This window comes from Actinomycetota bacterium (assembly GCA_019347675.1).
Taxonomy (GTDB): Bacteria; Actinomycetota; Nitriliruptoria; order Nitriliruptorales; family JAHWKO01; genus JAHWKW01.
In genome coordinates this window covers 79,491-100,181 of the sequence record JAHWKW010000008.1, presented here as the reverse complement: position 1 = coordinate 100,181, position 20,691 = coordinate 79,491, and the positions used below count along the sequence as shown (strand labels likewise).

The window sequence follows — 20,691 nt, the reverse complement described above, 5'->3', positions numbered from 1 at the left end:
GTGACCGCGCCGGCGCGCGCCGTGGTCAGGGTCCCGGCGACCACCGCCAACCTCGGGCCCGGGTTCGACGCGTTCGGCGTCGCCGTGTCCCTGCATCTCGAGGCCCGGCTGGTGGCTGGGGGTGTGCGCCGAACACGGGTCGCATCGCACGGCGAAGGTGCCGGCGAGCTCCCCGATGACGACAGCAACCTGCTGTGGCGGTCGCTGCTGGCACTGTGTGCCCACGCCGGCGTGACCCCGCCGGGGGATGTCGCCGTCGATGTCCTGAACCGCATCCCGCTGGCGCGTGGGCTGGGGTCATCGTCCGCCGCGATCGTGGCGGGTCTGGGATTGGCCCGCGCGGCGTGTGAGCTCGAGGTCAGCGACCTCGAGCTGGTGCGGATCGCCTCCGACATCGAAGGCCACCCCGACAACGTCGCGCCCGCCGTCCTGGGCGGGCTGGTGGTCGCGGCACGCACGGATGCGGGAGGACTGGTGGTGCGCCGCGCCCAGCCCCACGCCCGCCTCCGCCCCGTCGCGCTGATCCCCCAAGACCGGCAGCTGACCACCGCAGCCCGCACCTTGCTGCCGGAGGCGCTCGAGCGCCAGGAGGTCGTCGACCACACCAGCAGGGCCGGGCACGTCCTGGGCGCGATCCTCGGAGCGTGGCCGGTCGCCCCCGAGCTGGCCGGTGACCGCCTCCACGAGCCGGCCAGGCTGGCGGCGATGCAGGCCAGTGGCGCGGTGGTGGCCGAGCTTCGGGCGGGGGGGATCCACGCCTGGTTGTCCGGCGCCGGACCGTCGGTCTGTGCCGCGATCGGGCTGCGCGACACCGCGACACTGCTCCGCTGCGACGAGATCGGCGCCGGACACGGGTTCGTGGTGCGGCCGGTGCGTTGGGAGCTGTCGGGTCTCACCGCGATGCCGGTGTCCGCCTGATGGCCCGCGCCGGTGGCCGCGGTCGCCGCGGCCACCGCGGTCACCGCCTTGCTTGCCCGGTACCGGCTCCATACCCTCGACAGCGGTTCCCCGTTCCCCCCTGATCGAGCGCGTCGTCGCGGACGGCGCGCAGCGCAGGAGAACCATCCTGAACCCGCGAGCGCGGCGACCGTCGCCTGCACCCGGCGTGCCGGCGACCGTCCGCCCGCCGCGGCGGTGCGGTGGTACCATGCCCGGTGGGCGTCAAGCTGCGTCACGGACGCTCTCCGCTCCCGGACGGGTCCTTGGCTTGTCGCGTCGTTGCGGACCCGATCCAGCTTCCCGACCGGCGCGGACATCGAGCCAGTCGATTGTGGCGTCCCGCGAGGCCCACCGGGTCCCGGTCGACGGCGGACGGCAGCAGCCTCGGCGATCCCTCGGCCGTCAGCAGGAGGATCCGGTCCACCAGCGATCGTGAAGCGAGCAAGGAGCGCCGATCCGATGCAGCTCTTCCTCGATACCGCCAACGTCGCGGAGATCACCGAGATCAACCGATGGGGCGTCCTCGACGGGGTCACGACCAACCCGACGTTGGCCGCCAGGGAGGGCAGGGACTTCTTCGGGCTGCTGAAGGACATCTGTGCGGAGGTCGACGGCCCGGTGTCGGCCGAGGTGGTCGCCACCGATACGCAGGGGATGCTCGACGAGGCACATGAGCTCGCGCCGATCGCGGACAACATCGTGGTGAAGGTGCCCTTGACGCCCGACGGGCTGGCCGCGACCCGCCAGCTGTCGCGGGAACAGATCGCCATCAACGTGACGTTGTGCTTCTCGGCGTCCCAGGCGATCCTGGCGGCCAAGGCAGGTGCGACGTACGTCTCACCGTTCCTCGGCCGGCTGGACGACATCTCCAGCGGCGGGGTCGGCGTCCTGGCCGAGATCTGCGAGGTCTTCCGGGTACAGGGGTACCGGACAGAGGTCCTGGCTGCGTCTCTGCGATCGCCGCAGCACGTGGTCGAGGCCGCCCGGGTCGGTGCCCACATCGCGACGATGCCGTACGCGACGTTCGTGAAGCTGGTCACTCATCCACTGACGGATGCGGGACTCGAGCGGTTCCTGGCGGACTGGGCCGCCTACCAGGACGCGTTGCGCGGTGCTGGCCGAAGCTGAACGACGAACGAACCGACGAGCAGGAACGAGCAACGATGGATCGCACTGTCCTGGAGCGCAAGGCGCTCTCGGAGCTCAAGGAGATCGCCTCGACCCTCGAGCTCCACGGCTACCAGCGGCTGAAGAAGTCGGAACTGATCGACTTGATCATGTCGTCCGGCAACGGCGAGCCGACCGGCAACGGGGCGTCCGCCGTCCGGGCCGCGGCCGACGCCGCGACCGAGCGACGTGACACCGGCGCGGGCGACGGCGGGCGGGCCGACGAGGAGAGCGCCGACGACCGCGACGACCGCGACGACCGTGACGACCGGGACTCGGACGACGCTCCCGAGCGTGAGCGGACCCGCGAGCGCAACCGTGACGGCGGTGGCGGGCGGCGCAACAAGCGCAGCCGCAACCGCAAGGGGCGCGGCGACGGTGGGCAGCACCAGTCCGAGGACACCTCCGAGCTCGAGGTGCGCCAAGGTGTCCTCGACCTGCTCCCCGAGGGCTACGGTTTCCTGCGCACGACCGGGTACCTGGCCGGTCCCAAGGACGTGTACGTCAGCCAGTCGCTGGTCCGCCGCTACGGCCTCCGGCGTGGCGACCTGGTGTCGGGTCCGATCCGCCAGACCAAGGGCGGAGACAAGTTCCCCGCGCTGGTCAAGGTCGACACGATCGAGGGCGACGAGCTCGACGAGCGCAACATCCCGCGGCGACGTGAGTTCAAGGAGCTGACCCCGTACTTCCCCCGCGAGCGCTTCCGTCTCGAGAAGCAGGACGGCTCCCCCGTCGCGATGCGCATCGTCGACATGATCGCGCCGGTCGGGAAGGGACAGCGTGGCTTGATCGTCTCGCCGCCGAAGGCGGGGAAGACCACCATCCTGAAGCAGCTGGCTCAGGCGATCGAGACCAACAACCCGGAGACGCACCTGATGGTGCTCCTCGTCGACGAGCGCCCCGAGGAGGTCACCGACTTCGAGCGGTCCACCACCGGCGAGGTCATCTCCTCGACGTTCGACCGCCCCGCCGACGACCACACCGCGGTTGCCGAGCTGACCATCGAGCGCGCCAAGCGGCTGGTCGAGCGCGGCAGGGACGTGGTCATCCTCCTGGATTCGATCACCCGACTCGCCCGGGCCTACAACCTGGCGGCACCGGCGTCGGGGCGGATCCTGTCCGGTGGCGTCGACTCCGCCGCGCTGTACCCGCCGAAGCGGTTCTTCGGCGCGGCCCGCAACATCGAGGAGGGCGGGTCGCTGACGATCATCGCGACCGCCCTGGTCGAGACCGGCTCGAAGATGGACGAGGTCATCTTCGAGGAGTTCAAGGGGACCGGGAACATGGAGCTGCGCCTGTCGCGCGGCCTGGAGCAGAAGCGCATCTTCCCGGCGGTCGACATCGAGGCGTCCGGAACCCGGAAGGAGGAGCTGCTGCTCGCCCCCGATGAGCTCGAGGCGGTGTGGAAGCTGCGTCGTGTGCTCGCGTCGATGGACGGGGGGGCCTCCTTGGAACTGCTGATCGACAAGCTCCGCGCGACCAAGAGCAACAACCAGTTCCTGCAACTGATCCACAAGTCCAGCCTGAGCTGAACTGGCGTGGCCGACACCGGCCCGCCACCGGCCTGCAACATGCGAGGAGGAGCGATGAAGGGCGGCATCCATCCCGATTACGTCCCTGCCCAGGTGACCTGCTCGTGCGGGAACTCCTTCGAGACCCGCGCCACCAAGGAGCGGATCCGCGTCGAGCTGTGCGCAGCCTGCCACCCGTTCTACACCGGGAAGCAGAAGCTGGTGGACACCGGTGGGCGCGTGGACCGCTTCCAGCGTCGCCTGGAGAAGACCGAGGAGAAGCGGGCGTCGACCAAGCGGATCAAGAAGGCGACGGGCAAGAAGTAGGCCATGGACGCTGCGACCACTCCGCCGCGCGCTGCCCCCCACTACTACGGGGGGCAGGCCGTCATCGAGGGCGTCATGATGCGGGGCGCCGACACCTGGTCGGTGGCGGTCCGCCGCCCGTCCGGACACATCCACCTCGAGCGGCACCCCGTCTCGGACTTCCCCAAGCGCCATCCGGCGTTCCGGCGACCCATGCTGCGCGGCGTGTACGCCATGTTCGACGCGATGGCGATCGGTGTGAAGGCGCTGGGGATCTCCGCCCGGGAGGCGATCGACGAGGACGAGGCGCCGCTCGACGGGCGCGCGCTGGGCGGCAGCCTCGCGCTGGCGGTCGTGTTCTTCATCGCGGTGTTCATCGTGCTACCCAACGTGGTCCTCGCGATGCTCCGCGGCTGGCTCGGCGACGGCGTCGCCTACCACCTGGTCGAGGGGCTGCTGCGGATCGCGATCTTCCTGGCGTACCTGTCGTCGATCTCGCTGATGGCCGACATCCGTCGCGTGTTCATGTACCACGGGGCCGAGCACAAGACGATCGCGGCGTGGGAGCACGGCGAGCCGCTCGACCCCGCGCACGTCGACCGCTACTCGACGCTGCACGTGCGCTGCGGCACGAACTTCCTGGTCATCGTCATGGTCCTGGCGCTGCTGGTGTACTCGGTCGCTGGGGTGCTCGTCCCGCCCCCGGCCGGGATCGGCTGGCTCGGCGCAGTGACCTACCACGTCGCCCTGCGCGTGGTGCTGTTGCCGGTGGTCGCCGGGCTGGCCTACGAAGGCATCCGGCTGGGCGCCTCCCGTGAGCGCAACCCGCTGGTCCGCGCCCTGATGCTCCCTGGCCTGTGGCTGCAGCGGATCACGACCCGTGCGCCCACCCCCGACCAGATCGAGGTCGCGATCCGGGCGTTCGAGGCGGTCGTCCCCGACCGCGAGCTGGACGGGCGGACGGTGGATCTGCCCAGCACCGTGGCGGTGGACGCGCACGGCGACGCCCCGCGCGAGAGCCCGATCACAGGCGCCCCGCCCCCGGAGACGGTCGCCGACGGGCACTAGCGACACGGCGTCGCGAGCGTCAATGTCCGACGCGACGCCCCCGCACAGCCCGCACCGTCACCACAAGGATCGAAGATGTTCGACCGCCTCGACGAGATGGAGCGCACCTACGGCGAGCTAGAACAGCAGCTGGCCGACCCGGCCGTGCTCGCCGACGGTCAGCGCTACGTCCAGCTCGCCAAGCGGCACGGCGAACTCTCCGACCTCGTGGCGACCTACCGCGAGTACCGGCAGGTCAGCGGGGACCTGCAGGCGGCCCGCGAGATGGCACGAGAAGCGTCCGGCGATGACCGCGACCTGATGCGCGCCGAGGCCGACGAGCTGGCTGGGCGGCTGCAGCCTCTCGAGGAGCGGCTCAAGACACTGCTCGTGCCCGAGGACCCCAAGGACTCGAAGGACGTCATCGTCGAGATCCGGGCCGGGACCGGCGGCGACGAGGCCGGACTGTTCGCCGGGGAGCTGTGGGACATGTACGCCCGCTACGCCGAGTCCCGCGGCTGGCACACCGAGGTCCTGTCGCTGTCGGAGCAGGGCATCGGCGGCCTGAAGGAGGTCGTCTTCGAGGTCCGTGGCGGCGGCGCCTACTCCCGCCTCAAGCACGAGTCCGGCGTGCACCGGGTCCAGCGGGTCCCGCGGACCGAATCGCAGGGCCGCGTCCACACCTCCACCGCCACGGTGGCGGTGTTGCCCGCCGCCGAGGAAGTCGACGTCGACATCGATCCGGCCGACCTGCGGGTCGACGTCTACCGATCCAGCGGCCCGGGCGGGCAGAGCGTCAACACCACCGACTCGGCGGTGCGCGTCACGCACCTGCCGACCGGGCTGGTCGTCTCCTGCCAGGACGAGAAGTCCCAGCACCAGAACCGCGAGAAGGCACTTCGGATCCTGCGGTCGCGGCTGCTCCAGCTCGAGGAGGACCGGGCTGCCCGGGAACGCGCCGATGCCCGCCGGGGCCAGATCGGCAGCGGCGACCGCAGCGAGAAGATCCGCACGTACAACTTCCCCCAGTCACGGGTCACCGACCACCGCATCGGGTTCACCACCCACGACCTCGACGGGCTGCTCGGCGGGGGCCTCGACGAGCTCATCGACGCCCTGCTCGAGGCCGGCCGCAGCGCCCAGCTGACGGAACACGACCAGCCGCGGCGGGACGTCGGATGACCGCCGTCGCCCTGATGGATGTGGTGCGGGCGCACGCCGCGACGCTCGCCAGCGCCGGTGTCGAGCGCCCGGAAGTGGACGCGTTGATGCTGGCTCGCCACGCGCTGGACGCCGATGTGGCCACGGTGCGCACAGCGACCACCGCCGACGTCGACGACCACCGTCTGCGCCAGCTGGCCGACCTCGTCGCGGTCCGCGCCACCCGTGTGCCACTGCAGCACCTGACCGCAACGACCGGGTTCCGTGGCCTGGACATCACCTGCCGTGCCGGGGTGTTCATCCCGCGCCCCGAGACCGAGATCCTGGCCGGCCTGGCGATCGAGGCGGCGCGGCGCGCCGCCGGCGACGGCGGCCGGGCGACCGTGCTCGAGCCGTGTACCGGGGCCGGTGCCGTGGCCCTCGCCGTGGCGACGGAGGTGCACGCCGTCGACGTCGTGGCGACCGACCGCTGCGCGCGCGCGGTGGCAGCGGCGCGGCACAACTTTGCGCGCGTCGAGCGGGGCGTCCACCGGGCAGGCAACACCTGCCGGGTCGTCCACGGTGACCTCTTCGCTCCCGTTCCCGCTGACCTGCGCGGGACCGTGGACCTGGTGGTGTGCAACCCGCCGTACCTCACACCGGGCGAGGTCGCCCAGGCCCCTCCGGAGGTGCGTGACCACGAGCCGCGCGACGCGCTGGTCGCCGGGGCGGGCGGGAACGCGGTCGTGCACCGTCTGCTCGACGAGGCGCCCGCGTGGCTGCGTCCCGGCGGACATCTGCTGGTTGAGCTCGCTGAGACGCGCGCCGGCGCGGTCGCCGCGGCGGCCCGTCGGCGCGGGTACACCGACGTGCGCGTCGTGGCTGACCTCACCGGACGCGACCGGGTGCTCGTTGCCCGCCGGCCGCAGGACCCCACGTGACCGAGGTGGTGAGCACCATCGGCGACGACCGCGACGAGGCCGTGGCCCGCGCCGCCGCCGCGCTGCGGCGCGGGGACCTCGTCGTCATCCCGACCGACACGGTCTACGGCGTGGCGGCCGACGCCTTCGAGCCTGCGGCCACCGTCCGGATCTTCGCGGCGAAGATGCGTTCACGCCGCTACCCGCTCCCGGTCCTGATCCACAGCGGCACCCAGCTGGCGGGACTGGTCGCCGACGTGCCCCCTGCCGCGCAGCGGCTCGTGGACGCCTACTGGCCGGGTCCGCTCACGATCGTGGTCACGTGCGACCCGGACCTCGAGTGGGACATCGGCGACAACCAGGGGACGGTCGCGGTGCGTCAGCCCCGCGACGACATCGCCCTCGACATCATCCGCGCGGTCGGTCCGCTGGCCGTTACGAGCGCGAACCTGTCCGGTCAGCCGGCGGCGAACGATGCAACAACGGCTCGGTTGGCGCTCGGCCAGGCCGTGGCGGTGTACGTCGACGGCGGTCCCCGGGCCGACACCCGGCCGTCGACGATCGTGGACGTGACCCGCCCCGAGCCGTACCTGATCCGCGACGGGGATCTTCCGCCCGACGAGGTCATGGCCGTCGCGCGCGGTGAGCGGCGGTCGGCATGAACCACGACGTGACCGACGTCCTGGTGGTGTGCACCGGGAACATCGCACGTAGCCCCTTCGCCGAGAAGCTGTTGGAGAGCGAGGCGCGGCGGCGGCTCGACCCGGATGCCGCCGTCCGGGTGCGCAGCGCCGGTGTCCACGGCCTGGTCGGGCGGGCGGCGGTCGGCGAGATGCGCCAGGAGGCCGGCGACCGCGGCCTGGACCTGTCCGGCCACCGCGGTGCCGCCGCGACGGCGGACCTCGTCGGCGGGGCCGACCTGGTGATCGCCATGACCGAAGCGCAGCGTCGCGCGCTCGTCCAGCTCACTCCAGCGGCCAAGGAACGCGTGTTCACGTTGAAGGAACTCGCGCGGCTCGTGCCCGAGGTCGACGCGCCCCCCGAGGGGCTGCCACCCCGCGAGCGGCTCCGCACGGTCGTGCGCGCCGCACACCGCGCACGGGCCTACGTGCCGCCAGGCTCCGCGGCTGATGACGTCGCCGACCCCTACGGCGGTCCCAGAGAGGGGTACCGGCACTGCGCCGCCGAGATCGACGACCTGGTGGCTGCGGTCGCGCCGGTGCTGTTCGGTCCCGCGAGTCGCTGACCAGGAACCCGGGCCGGCCGCGGTAGTGTGGCTCCACTCTCCACGCCGCAGGAGTCGGCATGCCCACCTCCCCCGGTGCCGCCACGCTGGCCACCGTCGATCCGGATGTCGCCCGCCTCATCCGCGACGAGGAGCGGCGCCAGGGGGACAAGATCCGCCTGATCCCGTCGGAGAACTACGTGTCGCGGGCGGTGCTGGAAGCCACCGGCTCCGTGCTGACCAACAAGTACTCCGAGGGCTACCCGCGCCGCCGCTACTACGAGGGCCAGGACGTCATCGATCAGGTCGAGCTGCTCGCGATCGAGCGCGCGACGCGGCTGTTCGGCATCGATCACGCCAACGTGCAGCCGTACTCGGGATCGCCGGCGAACCTCGCCATCTACCTCGCGTTCCTGGAGCCGGGCGACACGGTCATGGGGATGTCGCTCCCACACGGTGGCCACCTCACCCACGGCTGGCGGGTGTCGGTGACGGGGCGGTGGTTCCGCAGCGTCTCCTACGGCGTCGCCGAGGAGACCGGCCGGATCGACTACGACCAGGTGCGCCACGTCGCCCGGCGTGAGCGGCCGAAGCTGATCTTCTGCGGCGGCACCGCGATCCCGCGGATGATCGACTTCGCGGCGTTCGCCGAGATCGCCCGCGAGGTCGACGCGCTCCTGGTCGCCGACATCGCGCACATCGCCGGACTGATCGTCGGTGGGGTGCACCCGTCGCCAGTCGGTCACGCCCCGGTCATCTCCACCACGACCCACAAGACGCTGCGTGGCCCACGCGGGGCGATGCTGCTCTGCGACCAACAGCATGCCCAAGCCCTCGACCGTGCGGTGTTCCCGGGGCTGCAGGGCGGCCCCCACAACCACGGCACCGCTGCGATCGCGGTGGCGCTGCGCGAGGCCGCCGAGCCGGCGTTCCGTGACTACGCCGCCGCGGTGGTGGCCAACGCCCAGGTGCTGGCAGACGAGCTCAGCGGGCACGGCTTCGACCTCGTCTCCGGCGGGACCGACAACCATCTGATCCTGGTTGACCTGACCAGCAAGGGGATCCCGGGCAAGCCAGCCGCCCAGGCGCTCGACCGGGCCGGGATCGTGTGCAACTACAACACGGTCCCGTTCGACCCACGGACACCGTTCGACCCGTCCGGGATCCGGCTGGGCACCCCGGCGGTGACCAGCCGCGGGATGGGACCCCACGAGATGCGCGTGGTGGCCGGTTGGATCGAGCAGGCGGTCGAGGCCGCCAGGCGGGACGACGAGGAGACCCTCGACAAGATCGCCGTCGAGGTCCGCGAGGTGACCGCGCGCTTCGCTGCGCCCGGTATCCCGGTCTCCGACTGACCGGTGCTCCCCTTCGCCGCGGTGTTCGTCGTCGCGGGGGCCGTGACGTTCGCGGTGACCCCGCCGATAGAGCGGCTCGCGCGCCGGCTCGGGGCGGTGGACCTGCCTGCAGAGTCCCGCAAGGTCCACGTCCGGCCGATCCCCACGCTGGGAGGTCTGGCGCTGCTGGCTGGCTTCGCGTCTGCCATGGGGGTGGCGTGGCTGCTGGCCCAGGTCGGGCTGGACGCAGGCGGCTCCGGCCAGGGCCCGTTCGCCGCCGTCTTCCGCGCCACGTCGGAGCCGCTCGGCTTGGCGCTCGGCGTGTTGGTCATCGCCGTGGTCGGAGTGTTCGACGACACCCGCGGTCTGTCACCCCCCGTGAAGCTCGGCGGCCAGGCTCTCGCGGCGTTGATGGTCGTCCTGCAGGGCATCCAGGTGGTGTACGCCTGGATCCCGGGGGTCGGTGTGGTCGTGCTGTCTCCCGACCTGGGGGTGCCGCTGACCGTGCTGTTCATCGTGGCGATGATCAACGCCGTGAACTTCATCGACGGGCTGGACGGTCTCGCCGCTGGCGTGTCGGCGATCTCGGCGACCGCCTTCTTCTGGTTCGTCCACGCCGCGGAGACGCGGGGCATCGCCGAGTCTGCGCCGACCTCGGCCACCCTGGTCGCGGCAGCGATCGCCGGGATGTCGTTGGGGTTCCTGTGGCACAACTTCCATCCCGCCCGCATCTTCATGGGGGATACCGGTTCGATGATGCTCGGCCTGCTGTTGGCCAGCAGCGGCATCGCGTTCGTGGGACGCAGCGTCGACCCCAGCTACGTCGACTTCCTGACCCCCGTCCCGCTGCTGATCCCCGCCTTCATCCTGGCGATCCCGTTCGCTGACATCCTGTTCGCGATCGTGCGCCGGGTGTACCGCCACCAGCCGGTCTCGACGCCCGACCGAGGTCACCTCCATCACCGCCTGCTCCGCTTCGGTGTCACCCACCGCCAGGCTGTCCTCACGCTGTACTACTGGTCGGCGGTGGCGGCGTTCGGTTCGGTGGGGGTCGCGTACCTCGATGTCCGCACCGTCCTGGTGGTCGTCATCCTTCTTGCGGTCGGCGGCGCGCTCGCGACGGCAGCAGGGCTGCGTCGTGCCGGTGCCAACGAGGCCGACGAGGGCATGGACCACGCCGGTGGCCAGCGTCGCAGTGGGTAAGGGGTCGATCGGTCCTGCCGCTGCTTTGACCCGCGTTCCGAGCCGCTGCTAGCGTCCGGTCGAGCATGCGTCCCTCCGATCGCCCAGACCGCACCGCGGCCTACCGCGACGTGGACAAGGGGACGGTGATGCTCGCCGAGTTCGTCGCCGCCCCGCTCACCTGGGGCAGCATCGGCTGGTTGGCCGACACCTACGCCTTCCACACATCCCCGTGGGGGGTCATCGTGGGCGGCGTCCTCGGGTTCCTCATCGGCAACTACCTGCTGTGGCTGCGGATGGTGGCGGACGGGGCCGCAGCCGACGACGAACGTGTCCGCCGCGCCCGCGAGGCGTTCGACTGACGACCTCGGTGGGCTGCCCACCTCCCGCACGGGGGTCCCACACGTGTCCCACGCCACCGCCGAGTACGTCATGGCACGGGCTGCCGCGCGGCTGGGTCTGCTCCTGCTTGTGCCGGTTGCGGGCCTGGCCGCTGCGCTGAGGGGCCCGCGCGGCGCACTCACCGCAGCCGGTGCGCTGGCGCTGACGGTGGTCTGGTTCGCGGCGGGCGCCTTGCCGCTGCACTGGGCCGCCCGCCGCAAGCCGGCGATGGTCGGTGCGGTGGCGTTGGGCGGTTCCGGTGCCCGGCTGCTCGGGCTCGGCCTGGCGGCGGTGGCGCTCGACCCGGTCCCTGCGGTCGATACGCCGGTCCTCGCGATCACCGTCGCGGGCGCTACGGTACTCCTGCTCGGGTACGAGGCGTACGTTGCGCTCAGCCATCCCGAGTTCTGGTCACTCGAGCTAGACCGGAAGGAGACCGCTTGACCGCGCCGGTGCTCCTCGCCACCGAGCCGACCCAGCTGTTCGAGGTGCCGGCCCTCGAGCACATGTTCGAGTACCCGGCGCTGTTCTTCGAGAACGTCACGGTGCTGGGCATCCCGCTGGGGTTCAACCGCGTTGCGCTCCTGACGTTCGTCGCGGTGGCGATCCTCAGCGCGCTGTGGCTGGGGGCCTTCCGCGACCCGAAGGTCGTCCCTGGCAAGTTCCAGGCGGTGATGGAGTCGATCGTCGGCTTCATCCGCGACTACATCGTGATCGAGGTGATCGGCCCGGCAGGTCTGCGCTTCGTTCCGTTCCTGACCACATTGTTCGTGTTCATCTTCCTGGGCAACCTCTTCGAGGTCACCCCGCTGATCAACTTCCCCATCACGTCGCGGATGGCCCTCCCCGCGTTCCTCGCGTTCGTCACGTGGACGATCTTCGTGCTGGTGGGCATCAAGGAGCAGGGTGGGCGGGGATACATGCGCAACGTCGCGCTCCCACCCGGTGTCCCGGGCTGGGTGATGCCGCTCGTGATCCCCATCGAGGTGCTGTCGACCTTCCTGGTCCGTCCACTGACGCTGTCCATCCGTCTGTTCGCCAACATGCTCGCCGGTCACATCATCCTGACGATCATCTTCATCGGCGCGAACGCGTTCTTCTTCGACATCCACAGCCTGACCTTCAACATGAAGGGGTCGATCATCGGCTTCCTGCTCGGCTTCCTGGCGGGGCCCACCATGGTCGGCTTCGAGATCGCGATCAGCGCCCTCCAGGCCTACATCTTCACCATCCTCACCGCCGTGTACATCAGCAGCTCCATGCACCCCGAGCACTAACGACTGCCCGAAGCCCGCCCGGCGACCGCCGGCGGTCCGCGACCGCGCCCCGCTGGGCGTCGCGAGAAGGAGACGGAACCAGATGGAACATCTTCTCATCCTCGCTCAGGCCGGAGGCGTGAGTTCGATCGGCAAGGGGCTGGTGTACGGGCTGGCGGCGATCGGGCCGGGCCTCGGCATCGGGTTCCTGGTGGGTAAGGCGGTCGAGGCGATGGCCCGCCAGCCCGAGGCAGCCGGCATGGTCCGCACGACCATGTTCATCGGGATCGCGTTCGTCGAGGCGCTCGCGCTGTTCGGCTTCGTGCTGTTCTTCCTGACCTGACGGACTGTTCACCTGACGAACTGTTCTTCCTGACCTGACGAACGGAGACGCGATGGTCGGCACCGGTATGCAGCTGGCTGGTGCGGGCGGCGGCGGCATCCCGACGGTGCTACCGGCCCCGGCGGAGCTGTTCTGGGGCGCTGTCGCGTTCGGCATCTTCTACTGGGTGATGGCCAGGTTCGCGTTCCCCCGGATCAACCAGGTCCTCGAGGAGCGGGCCGCCAGCATCCAGGGTCGCCAGGAACAGGCGCAGGAGACGCTGAACGAGGCGCAGCGCATCCGCGACGAGTACCAGGAGCAGCTGTCGGACGCCCGTGGCGAAGCCAACCGCATCATCGAGGAGGCGCGCGAGACCGCCGAGGCGCTCCGCCGCGACATCGTCGCCAAGGCCGACTCGGAGGCGGAGTCGATCGTGGAGCGGGCCCAGGCCGAGGTCCGCGCAGAGCGCGAGCGCGCGGTGCAGCAGCTGCGGTCGGAGGTGGGACGCCTGTCGATCCAGCTGGCCGAGAAGATCGTGCGCAAGGAGCTCGACCAGCAAGCGCACCAGGGCCTCGTCGACCGCTACATCGAGCAGCTCGCCGGTTCAGGGAACGGCGAGGTCGAGACCGCGCCCGCGGGGACGTCAGCCGGTGAAGGTGAGTGACCCGTCGTGAGCGACGCTGACACCGACCGCGTGAGCCGCTACGCCGAAGCGATCCTCGAGGTCGCCCGCGGGGAGGGCGCGCTCGACGCCGTCGACGATGAGCTGCTGCGCATCGCCCGGGCTCTCCGTGACAACCGGGAGCTACACGACGCGCTCACCGACCAGCAGCTGCCGGCGGGGCGCCGTCTCGAGGTGATCGACCGGATCCTGGAAGCCGCCCACCCCGCGACGCGAACGGCCATGGCGCTCGTCGTGACCGCCGGTCGGGTCCGCGACCTCAGTGAGATCGCCCGCCGTGTCGCCGAGCGTGCCGCCGCGGAGCGACAGCGCGAGCTCGCCGAGGTCTACGTCGCCGTGCCCCTCGACGACGACCGGCGCGACCGGCTACGGCAGGCGCTCGAGCGCGTCACCGGCAAAGACCTCGAGCTGAAGGTGTTCGTCGACCCGGCGGTGGTCGGCGGTGTGCGCGCGACCATCGGCGACACCGTGATCGACGGGTCGGTCGCACGCCGACTCGATGAGGTCCGCAGCCGGATGGGCGGATGATCACGGGCCGGTCACGGTCCTGGCCGGTAGCGGGTACCGTTCGACCGAGCGCCCGGGTGGATCTGCCCGGCGTGCAGCGACACAGGAGCACACGGCATGGCTGAGCTGACGATCCGACCCGAGGACGTGTCCTCCGCGCTCCGCTCGCTCGTCGAAGAGTTCGACGCCGACGTCGAACAGGAGCAGGTCGGGCGGGTGACGGAGAGCGGCGACGGGATCGCTCACATCGCGGGCCTGCCGGGGACGCTGGCGAACGAACTGCTCGACTTCGGTGGCGGCCTGTTCGGGCTGGCCATGAACCTCGACGAGGACACCATCGGCGCGGTGATCATGGGTGAATGGTCAAGCGTCGAAGAAGGCGACACGGTGCGACGCACCGGTCGGGTGCTGTCGGTCCCCGTCGGCGACGGGCTGCTGGGCCGGGTCATCGACCCGTTGGGGCGGCCGGTCGACGGCAAAGGTCCGCTCGACGACTCGCGCATGCAGGGCCGCCGCAACCTGGAGGTGCAGGCGCCCGGGGTCGTCGAGCGCCAGCCGGTCAACGAACCCCTGCAGACGGGGATCAAGGCCATCGACGTGATGATCCCGATCGGCCGTGGTCAGCGCGAGCTGATCATCGGCGACCGTCAGACCGGGAAAACGGCGCTCGCGGTCGACACGATCATCAACCAGCGCCGGTTCTGGGGGACCGAACGGGCCGTCAAGTGCATCTACGTCGCGATCGCCCAGAAGGGCTCGACCGTCGCCGAGGTCGTGCAGAGGCTCGAAGAACACGGCGCGCTGGAGTACACCGTCGTGATCAACGCCGCAGCGTCGACCCCGGCTGCGTACCAGTACGTCGCCCCCTACTCCGGTGCCGCGATCGGCAACCACTGGATGTGGCACGGCGAGCACGCCCTGGCGGTCTACGACGACCTGTCCAAGCATGCCGACTCCTATCGTCAGCTGTCGCTGCTGCTGCGCCGGCCGCCGGGTCGCGAGGCCTACCCGGGTGACATCTTCTACACCCACAGCCGTCTGCTGGAGCGCGCCGCGAAGCTGAACGACGCCAACGGCGCCGGGTCGCTGACCGCCCTGCCGATCGTGGAGACCAAGGCCGGTGACGTCTCGGCGTACATCCCGACCAACGTCATCTCGATCACCGACGGGCAGATCTACCTCGAGCAGGAGCTGTTCAACGAGGGTGTCCGTCCCGCCGTCAACGCCGGCAGCTCGGTGTCGCGCGTGGGTGGCAACGCCCAGGTGCCGGTCATGAAGAAGATCGCCGGGCGGGTCCGCCTCGACCTGGCCAACTACCGCGAGCTGGAATCCTTCGCCCAGTTCGGCTCGGAGCTGGACAAGTCCGCGCAGCGTCAGATCGCCCGGGGGGAGCGCGTCGTGGAGGTGCTCAAGCAACCGCAGTACCAGCCCGTGCCGGTCGGTGAGCAGATCGTCACCATCTGGGCGGTGACCAACGGCCGGATGGACGACATCCCCGTCGACGACATCGAACGCTTCGAGCGGGAACTGCGCGACTACATGCGCTCCCGACACGGCGACCTGCTGGACCGCCTGCAGACGGCGAAGCTCGACGAGGTCGAGGACAAGCTCCGCTCGGCGGTGGACGGGTTCGTCGACCAGTTCGAGCCGTCGGAGGAGGAAGACGAGGACGAGGAGAACGCCGGCTGGGACATGATGTCCGCCTCCGAGGATGAGGAGCAGGAGGACACCGAAGGCGCGGAGGCCTAACCGGTGGCCGGCGCATCCGAGCTGCGCGAGCTGCGTCAGCGGATCAACTCGGTCGAGAGCACCAAGCAGATCACGCGGGCGATGGAGATGATCGCCGCGTCACGGATCCAGCGCGCCATCCGCCGGATGGAGGCAGCTCGTCCCTACGCCGAGCTGATCCACGAGATCCTGCGCGGGCTCATGGCCTCGGCGGCGGTGGAGGACCACCCGCTGCTGGCCCCTCACGACTCGATCGACCGTGTCGCGATCTGCGTCATGACATCGGATCGGGGGCTGGCTGGTGCCTACAACGCCAACGTCCTGCAACGTTCCGACCAGCTGATCGGCCGCGAGGCCGACGACAACGACAACGACATCGCGCTGTTCGTGACCGGGAGCAAGGGCGTCAGGTTCTACGCGTTCCGGGACCGTCCGGTGGAGGAAGCCTGGACCGGGTTCTCCGAGCAGCCGCAGATCGAGGACGCCGCGCCGATCGCCGACACGCTGATGCGGGGGTACGCCAACGAGGACTTCGACCGGGTCTGGGTGGTCTACACCGACTTCCAGTCGCGGATACGCCAGGTACCCAACGCGATGCAGATCCTGCCGGTGGACGTCGAGGAGCTCGAGGGCGGTGAGGAACTGCCCGCAGAGTTCATGTTCGAGCCGGACCCCGAGGACATCCTCGACCGGCTCATCCCCAGCTACGTCGAAGCCAAGGTGTACGCGGCGCTGCTCGAGTCGGCCGCGTCCGAGCATGCCATGCGCCAGCGGGCCATGTCGCAAGCGACCGACAACGCGGAGGAGATGATCGACGATCTCAGCCGCGATCTCAACCAGGCCCGCCAGTCAGCGATCACCCAGGAGGTCTCCGAGATCGCTGCGGGTGCCGAAGCCCTGGCCGAGTAGGACCCAGACAAGGACGCGAGATGGCCACAGACGTACAGACGGGCGGACAGACCGACCAAGCGACCGACGCAGACGGGCGGATCCTGCGGGTGATCGGGCCGGTGGTCGACGTCACGTTCCCGCCGGGCGTGGACCTCCCCGAGATCCACTACGCGCTGAAGTTCGAACGTCAGGCCGAGACCGGCCAGGCCGAGGAGCTCACCGCCGAGGTCGCTCAGCACGTCGGTGACCACACGGTCCGGGCGATCATGATGCAACCCACCGACGGGGTCGTCCGTGGGACGCCCGTGCGCAACACCGGGGCGCCGATCACGGTCCCGGTCGGAAGCGGCGTGCTCGGCCACGTCTACAACGTGCTCGGACAGGCGCTGGACACCGACGAGGAGAACATCGAGGTGGACGTCCGCTGGCCGATCCACCGCGGCTCCCCGCCGTTCCAGGACCTCGAACCCCGCACCGAGATGTTCGAGACCGGCATCAAGGTCATCGACCTGATGGAGCCGTACGTTCGCGGCGGCAAGGTCGGCATGTTCGGCGGTGCCGGAGTCGGCAAGACGGTCATCATCATGGAGATGATCCGCCGGGTGGCCGAGGAGCACGGCGGCGTGTCGCTGTTCGCCGGCGTGGGCGAGCGGACCCGTGAGGGCAACGACCTGTGGCTCGAGACCCAGGAGTCCGGGGTTCTGGAGAAGGCGGCGCTCGTGTACGGCCAGATGGACGAACCGCCGGGTGTGCGGCTCCGCGTCGCCCTGTCGGCCCTGACCATGGCCGAGTACTTCCGCGACGAGGAGCGCCTCGACGTCCTGCTGTTCATCGACAACATCTTCCGTTTCGTCCAGGCCGGCCAGGAGGTCTCCACGCTGCTCGGCCGCATGCCGTCCGCGGTCGGGTACCAGCCGACCCTCTCCAACGAGATGGGCAACCTCCAGGAGCGGATCACGTCCACCCGGGGTCGGTCGATCACGTCGCTGCAGGCGGTGTACGTCCCGGCCGACGACATCACCGACCCCGCGCCGCACACCACGTTCGCGCACCTGGATGCCCAGACGGTGCTGTCGCGTGACATCTCCGAGCGGGGCATCTACCCGGCGGTGGATCCCCTGGACTCCAACAGCCGCATCCTCGACGCGAGCGTCGTGGGCCAGGAACACTACGACGTCGCGCAACAGGTGCAGCAGGTGCTGCAGAAGTACCGCGACCTGCAGGACATCATCTCGATCCTCGGTGTCGAGGAACTCGCGGAAGAGGACAAGCTGACCGTCGAGCGCGCGCGGAAGATCGAGCAGTTCTTCAGCCAGCCGTTCTTCGTCGCTGAGCAGTTCACCGGGATGGCCGGCGTGTACGTGTCGGTCGACGAGACGGTCGCATCGTTCAAGGCGCTGATCGAGGGCGAGCTCGACGAGTACCCCGAGCAGGCGTTCAACTTCGCGGGAGGCATGGACGACGTGAAGAAGAAGGCCAAGGAGCTCGACGAGTCCTGAGCGGGGCGCCGTCCCGAGCGGGTTGGGCGCAGGGCGGTACGAGCGAGGAGCATCATGGCGACCATGCGGGTGCAGGTGGTCTCCGCCGAGCAGGAGCTGTTCTCCGGGGAGGCCGCCGAGGTGTACGCCCGCTCGATGGAGGGCGAGATCGGGATCCTCCCCGGCCATCAGCCCGCGCTGCTCGCGCTCGACATCGCACCGGTGCGTATCAAGCTCGAGGACGGCAGCTGGGAGTCGTTCGCCGTGCACAACGGTTACCTGTACTTCCGTGAGGACGAAGTGGCTGTCCTGGCTGACATGGCCGAACCTGCCCACGAGATCGACCGGGCCCGAGCAGAAAGCGAACTCGAGCAGCTGCGGGCGCGCACGCCCCAGGACGAGGAGGAGGAGGCGGAGATCAAGCGGGCGGTGCGCCGCGCCGAGCTCCGCCTCGAGATGTCCGAAGGCGGCTGAGCCGCGGCCCGGTTGGACGCCGGTCGGGGACCTGCCGGCGTCGGCCCGGAGTCGTGTCACTACGCTGTGACAGGTGAGTGCCTCCATCAACCCTCCCGGGACGCGCGACATCCTGGTCGTCCGCGGCGGCAAGCCGCTGCACGGCGAGATCCGGGTCAACGGCGCCAAGAACGCCGCGCTGAAGCACATGGCGGCGTCGCTCCTCGCCGAGGGCCGCACGGTCGTCAACAACGTTCCGGCGATCGCCGACGTGCCGATCATGGGCCAGGTCCTGACCGGCCTCGGCGCCCGCGTCGCCATCGACGAGGACCCCGGCGGGATGTCGTACACGGTCACCATCGAGATCGACGAGCCCGGCTGGCAGGCTCCGCGGCGCTTCGTGACCATGATCAGAGCGTCCGTGGCCGTCCTCGGCCCACTGGTGGGGCGAGTGGGACGGGCTCGCATCGCCCCGCCGGGGGGCGACCGGATCGGGGCTCGCCGGATCGACATGCACCTCACCGGCCTGGAACAGATGGGCGCCCAGGTCACGCACGCCGACGGGGAGATCGAGGTGGAGGTTCCGGGCGGGCGCCTGCACGGCGCCGACATCACGCTGGACTTCCCCAGCGTCGGCGCGACCGAGAACCTGCTGATGGCGGCGGTCCTCGCCGGCGACCAGACCGTCATCGACAATGCCGCCCGGGAGCCCGAGATCCAGGACCTGTGCACGATGCTGATCGCGATGGGCGCCCGCATCGAAGGCGTGGGAACGCCGACCCTGACGGTCGAGGGCGTCCCGGCGCTGCATCCGGTCACCCACGACACGATCCCCGACCGCATCGAAGCCGGGACGTTCGCGTTCGCGGCCGCGATCACCGGCGGGGACCTGCGCATACAAGCCGCAGATCCCGGTCACCTCAAGCTCCCGCTGACAAAGCTCGCGGCGATCGGTGCGGACATCGAGGAGACCGACGGCTGGCTACGCGTCCGCGCGTCCGACGAGCTGCAGCCGGTCGACGTGGTCACCCTGCCCTACCCGGGGTTCCCCACCGACCTGCAACCGCAGCTGATGGTCGTTCTGTCCCAGGCCCACGGCACGAGCATCGTCACCGAGAACGTGTTCGAGTCCCGCTTCGAGTTCGTCACCGAGCTGACGCGCCTGGGTGCGGATATCGAGATCGACGGCCACCACGCCATCATCCGGGGGCCACGTCCCCTGACCGGGGGACGGGCGCGCTCGCTCGACGTCCGTGCCGGCGCCGCGTGCATCCTCGCCGGGCTGGTGGCCGAAGGCGAGACCCGCATCGACGACGTGCATCACATCGACCGCGGTTACGCGGCCATCGCTGAGCGCCTGCAGGGAGTCGGCGCCGACATCGAGCGTGTCGTGTGAGCGGGCCTGAAGACACCGCCGGTCACGAGCGCTGGCCACAGCGCGCGCCGGAGTGGCGGCACGACGCTCCGGACCCGCCTGAGGCGTTCCAGGTGCCGTGGTCGTGGCGCGACGGTTTGGCGCTGATCGCGATCGTCCTGCTCGCCATCGTCGTGATCAGCAGCTTCGTGGCGGCGTTGGGCCTGGACGCGCGATCCGACGTCGTTCTCCTCGGATTCAGCATCGCCAGCGAGGTCGTCGTCCTGACGGCCGCCCTGGCGTACCTGCGGGCCCGCGGGGCGCTGACCTGGCACCTGCTCGGGCCACTGCGCCCCCGCAACAGACACATCCTGGTGGGGCTCGCGGTCGGAGCGGCCGGCTGGGTCGTCGTGATGCTCGTTCTGCAGATCGTCGTGACGTCGGTGGATCCCGAGCGGTTGCCCCAGCAGGAGGCGCTGCAACGCGTCGCCGGTGGTGGGGTCACCACCGTGGTCATGGCGGTCGCCGCTGCGGTCGTCCTCGCGCCGGTGGTCGAGGAGCTGATCTACCGGGCGGTGTTGTTCCAGGCGCTGCGTGGCCGTGTCGGGCTGTACCCGGCGATGGGGATCTCGTCGTTCGTGTGGGGGTTCACCCACCTCGAGCTCCTCGTCGACGAGTCCGGCCAGTTCCAAGCCTCCGGGCTCCTCGGCGTGTTGGCGCTGGTGCTCCTGGGCTTCTGGCTGGCGGGCGCCTTCCACCGCACCGGCAGCCTGGTTGTGCCGGTGGCGGCCCACGCGGTGTTCAACGCGATCGCGCTGGCCGTGGCGGTGGTCGCCGGACCATCACTGACGTCCGGCGCAGTCTGAGA

General features: G+C 70.3%; 23 protein-coding genes. All 23 read left to right on the top strand.

Features of this window, described 5'->3' with window-relative positions; all coding sequences use genetic code 11:
* The 23 genes from thrB to KY462_06935 all read left to right on the top strand — a co-directional run bounded on the left by thrB (position 1) and on the right by KY462_06935 (position 20,689).
* Positions 1-918, top strand: a complete 918-nt coding sequence (gene thrB / locus KY462_07045; GenBank protein ID MBW3577484.1) for a homoserine kinase — start codon at positions 1-3, stop codon at positions 916-918.
* 480 nt (positions 919-1,398) lie between these two features.
* The gene (gene fsa, locus KY462_07040) at positions 1,399-2,067 is read left to right on the top strand and encodes a fructose-6-phosphate aldolase (GenBank protein ID MBW3577483.1); all 669 of its coding nucleotides are present in this window, start codon (positions 1,399-1,401) and stop codon (positions 2,065-2,067) included.
* 35 nt (positions 2,068-2,102) lie between these two features.
* Positions 2,103-3,638 carry a transcription termination factor Rho gene (gene rho, locus KY462_07035; protein MBW3577482.1) on the top strand — a complete coding sequence of 512 codons (1,536 nt, stop codon included), beginning with the start codon at positions 2,103-2,105 and terminating at the stop codon, positions 3,636-3,638.
* A gap of 54 nt (positions 3,639-3,692) precedes the next feature.
* Positions 3,693-3,944, top strand: coding sequence for a 50S ribosomal protein L31 (gene rpmE, locus KY462_07030; GenBank protein ID MBW3577481.1), 252 nt, complete (start codon positions 3,693-3,695; stop codon positions 3,942-3,944).
* A 3-nt stretch (positions 3,945-3,947) separates the two neighbouring features.
* The gene (locus KY462_07025) at positions 3,948-4,991 is read left to right on the top strand and encodes a DUF1385 domain-containing protein (protein ID MBW3577480.1); all 1,044 of its coding nucleotides are present in this window, start codon (positions 3,948-3,950) and stop codon (positions 4,989-4,991) included.
* Positions 4,992-5,066: 75 nt separating this feature from the next.
* Positions 5,067-6,152 carry a peptide chain release factor 1 gene (prfA, locus tag KY462_07020; GenBank protein MBW3577479.1) on the top strand — a complete coding sequence of 362 codons (1,086 nt, stop codon included), beginning with the start codon at positions 5,067-5,069 and terminating at the stop codon, positions 6,150-6,152.
* Positions 6,149-7,051: a peptide chain release factor N(5)-glutamine methyltransferase gene (gene prmC, locus KY462_07015; GenBank protein MBW3577478.1), complete on the top strand. Its 903-nt coding sequence runs from the start codon at positions 6,149-6,151 to the stop codon at positions 7,049-7,051. The genes prfA and prmC overlap by 4 nt, the downstream gene beginning before the upstream one ends.
* Complete coding sequence (locus KY462_07010; GenBank protein MBW3577477.1) at positions 7,048-7,692, top strand: threonylcarbamoyl-AMP synthase; 645 nt, start codon at positions 7,048-7,050, stop codon at positions 7,690-7,692. The genes prmC and KY462_07010 overlap by 4 nt, the downstream gene beginning before the upstream one ends.
* Positions 7,689-8,276, top strand: coding sequence for a low molecular weight phosphatase family protein (locus KY462_07005; GenBank protein ID MBW3577476.1), 588 nt, complete (start codon positions 7,689-7,691; stop codon positions 8,274-8,276). Before KY462_07010 ends, KY462_07005 begins: the two co-directional genes overlap by 4 nt.
* Positions 8,277-8,335: 59 nt before the next feature.
* Positions 8,336-9,610 (top strand): serine hydroxymethyltransferase, encoded by a 1,275-nt coding sequence (locus KY462_07000; GenBank protein MBW3577475.1) that lies wholly within the window; start codon positions 8,336-8,338, stop codon positions 9,608-9,610.
* 3 nt (positions 9,611-9,613) lie between these two features.
* Positions 9,614-10,792 (top strand): undecaprenyl/decaprenyl-phosphate alpha-N-acetylglucosaminyl 1-phosphate transferase, encoded by a 1,179-nt coding sequence (locus tag KY462_06995; protein ID MBW3577474.1) that lies wholly within the window; start codon positions 9,614-9,616, stop codon positions 10,790-10,792.
* 65 nt (positions 10,793-10,857) lie between these two features.
* On the top strand, positions 10,858-11,133 hold the full coding sequence (locus KY462_06990) for a hypothetical protein (protein ID MBW3577473.1): 276 nt from the start codon (positions 10,858-10,860) through the stop codon (positions 11,131-11,133).
* A gap of 43 nt (positions 11,134-11,176) precedes the next feature.
* Entirely contained in the window at positions 11,177-11,596 is a 420-nt protein-coding gene (locus KY462_06985) for a hypothetical protein (GenBank protein MBW3577472.1), read from the top strand.
* Complete coding sequence (gene atpB / locus KY462_06980) at positions 11,593-12,429, top strand: F0F1 ATP synthase subunit A (GenBank protein MBW3577471.1); 837 nt, start codon at positions 11,593-11,595, stop codon at positions 12,427-12,429. The genes KY462_06985 and atpB overlap by 4 nt, the downstream gene beginning before the upstream one ends.
* Positions 12,430-12,511: 82 nt before the next feature.
* Positions 12,512-12,751: an ATP synthase F0 subunit C gene (gene atpE, locus KY462_06975; protein MBW3577470.1), complete on the top strand. Its 240-nt coding sequence runs from the start codon at positions 12,512-12,514 to the stop codon at positions 12,749-12,751.
* Positions 12,752-12,803: 52 nt separating this feature from the next.
* Complete coding sequence (gene atpF / locus KY462_06970; protein ID MBW3577469.1) at positions 12,804-13,394, top strand: F0F1 ATP synthase subunit B; 591 nt, start codon at positions 12,804-12,806, stop codon at positions 13,392-13,394.
* A gap of 6 nt (positions 13,395-13,400) precedes the next feature.
* On the top strand, positions 13,401-13,940 hold the full coding sequence (atpH, locus tag KY462_06965) for an ATP synthase F1 subunit delta (protein ID MBW3577468.1): 540 nt from the start codon (positions 13,401-13,403) through the stop codon (positions 13,938-13,940).
* A gap of 96 nt (positions 13,941-14,036) precedes the next feature.
* Positions 14,037-15,668 carry a F0F1 ATP synthase subunit alpha gene (gene atpA, locus KY462_06960; protein MBW3577467.1) on the top strand — a complete coding sequence of 544 codons (1,632 nt, stop codon included), beginning with the start codon at positions 14,037-14,039 and terminating at the stop codon, positions 15,666-15,668.
* 3 nt (positions 15,669-15,671) lie between these two features.
* Positions 15,672-16,556: a F0F1 ATP synthase subunit gamma gene (locus tag KY462_06955; protein ID MBW3577466.1), complete on the top strand. Its 885-nt coding sequence runs from the start codon at positions 15,672-15,674 to the stop codon at positions 16,554-16,556.
* A 20-nt stretch (positions 16,557-16,576) separates the two neighbouring features.
* Entirely contained in the window at positions 16,577-18,037 is a 1,461-nt protein-coding gene (gene atpD / locus KY462_06950; GenBank protein ID MBW3577465.1) for a F0F1 ATP synthase subunit beta, read from the top strand.
* A 54-nt stretch (positions 18,038-18,091) separates the two neighbouring features.
* Positions 18,092-18,490, top strand: a complete 399-nt coding sequence (gene atpC, locus KY462_06945) for an ATP synthase F1 subunit epsilon (GenBank protein MBW3577464.1) — start codon at positions 18,092-18,094, stop codon at positions 18,488-18,490.
* A gap of 85 nt (positions 18,491-18,575) precedes the next feature.
* Positions 18,576-19,865: a UDP-N-acetylglucosamine 1-carboxyvinyltransferase gene (murA, locus tag KY462_06940; GenBank protein MBW3577463.1), complete on the top strand. Its 1,290-nt coding sequence runs from the start codon at positions 18,576-18,578 to the stop codon at positions 19,863-19,865.
* Positions 19,862-20,689 carry a CPBP family intramembrane metalloprotease gene (locus KY462_06935; protein ID MBW3577462.1) on the top strand — a complete coding sequence of 276 codons (828 nt, stop codon included), beginning with the start codon at positions 19,862-19,864 and terminating at the stop codon, positions 20,687-20,689. Before murA ends, KY462_06935 begins: the two co-directional genes overlap by 4 nt.
* Positions 20,690-20,691: the final 2 nt, after the last annotated feature.

Bases quoted from the DNA above. Each gene is read 5' to 3' on its own strand.
- KY462_06990 (MBW3577473.1), top strand. From the start codon at position 10,858: ATGCGTCCCTCCGATCGCCCAGACCGCACCGCGGCCTACCGCGACGTG.
- atpC (MBW3577464.1), top strand. From the start codon at position 18,092: ATGGCGACCATGCGGGTGCAGGTGGTCTCCGCCGAGCAGGAGCTGTTC.
- prfA (MBW3577479.1), top strand. From the start codon at position 5,067: ATGTTCGACCGCCTCGACGAGATGGAGCGCACCTACGGCGAGCTAGAA.
- rpmE (MBW3577481.1), top strand. From the start codon at position 3,693: ATGAAGGGCGGCATCCATCCCGATTACGTCCCTGCCCAGGTGACCTGC.
- rho (MBW3577482.1), top strand. From the start codon at position 2,103: ATGGATCGCACTGTCCTGGAGCGCAAGGCGCTCTCGGAGCTCAAGGAG.
- KY462_07000 (MBW3577475.1), top strand. From the start codon at position 8,336: ATGCCCACCTCCCCCGGTGCCGCCACGCTGGCCACCGTCGATCCGGAT.
- prmC (MBW3577478.1), top strand. From the start codon at position 6,149: ATGACCGCCGTCGCCCTGATGGATGTGGTGCGGGCGCACGCCGCGACG.
- atpA (MBW3577467.1), top strand. From the start codon at position 14,037: ATGGCTGAGCTGACGATCCGACCCGAGGACGTGTCCTCCGCGCTCCGC.
- atpE (MBW3577470.1), top strand. From the start codon at position 12,512: ATGGAACATCTTCTCATCCTCGCTCAGGCCGGAGGCGTGAGTTCGATC.
- atpF (MBW3577469.1), top strand. From the start codon at position 12,804: ATGGTCGGCACCGGTATGCAGCTGGCTGGTGCGGGCGGCGGCGGCATC.
- KY462_07005 (MBW3577476.1), top strand. From the start codon at position 7,689: ATGAACCACGACGTGACCGACGTCCTGGTGGTGTGCACCGGGAACATC.
- atpD (MBW3577465.1), top strand. From the start codon at position 16,577: ATGGCCACAGACGTACAGACGGGCGGACAGACCGACCAAGCGACCGAC.
- fsa (MBW3577483.1), top strand. From the start codon at position 1,399: ATGCAGCTCTTCCTCGATACCGCCAACGTCGCGGAGATCACCGAGATC.
- KY462_07025 (MBW3577480.1), top strand. From the start codon at position 3,948: ATGGACGCTGCGACCACTCCGCCGCGCGCTGCCCCCCACTACTACGGG.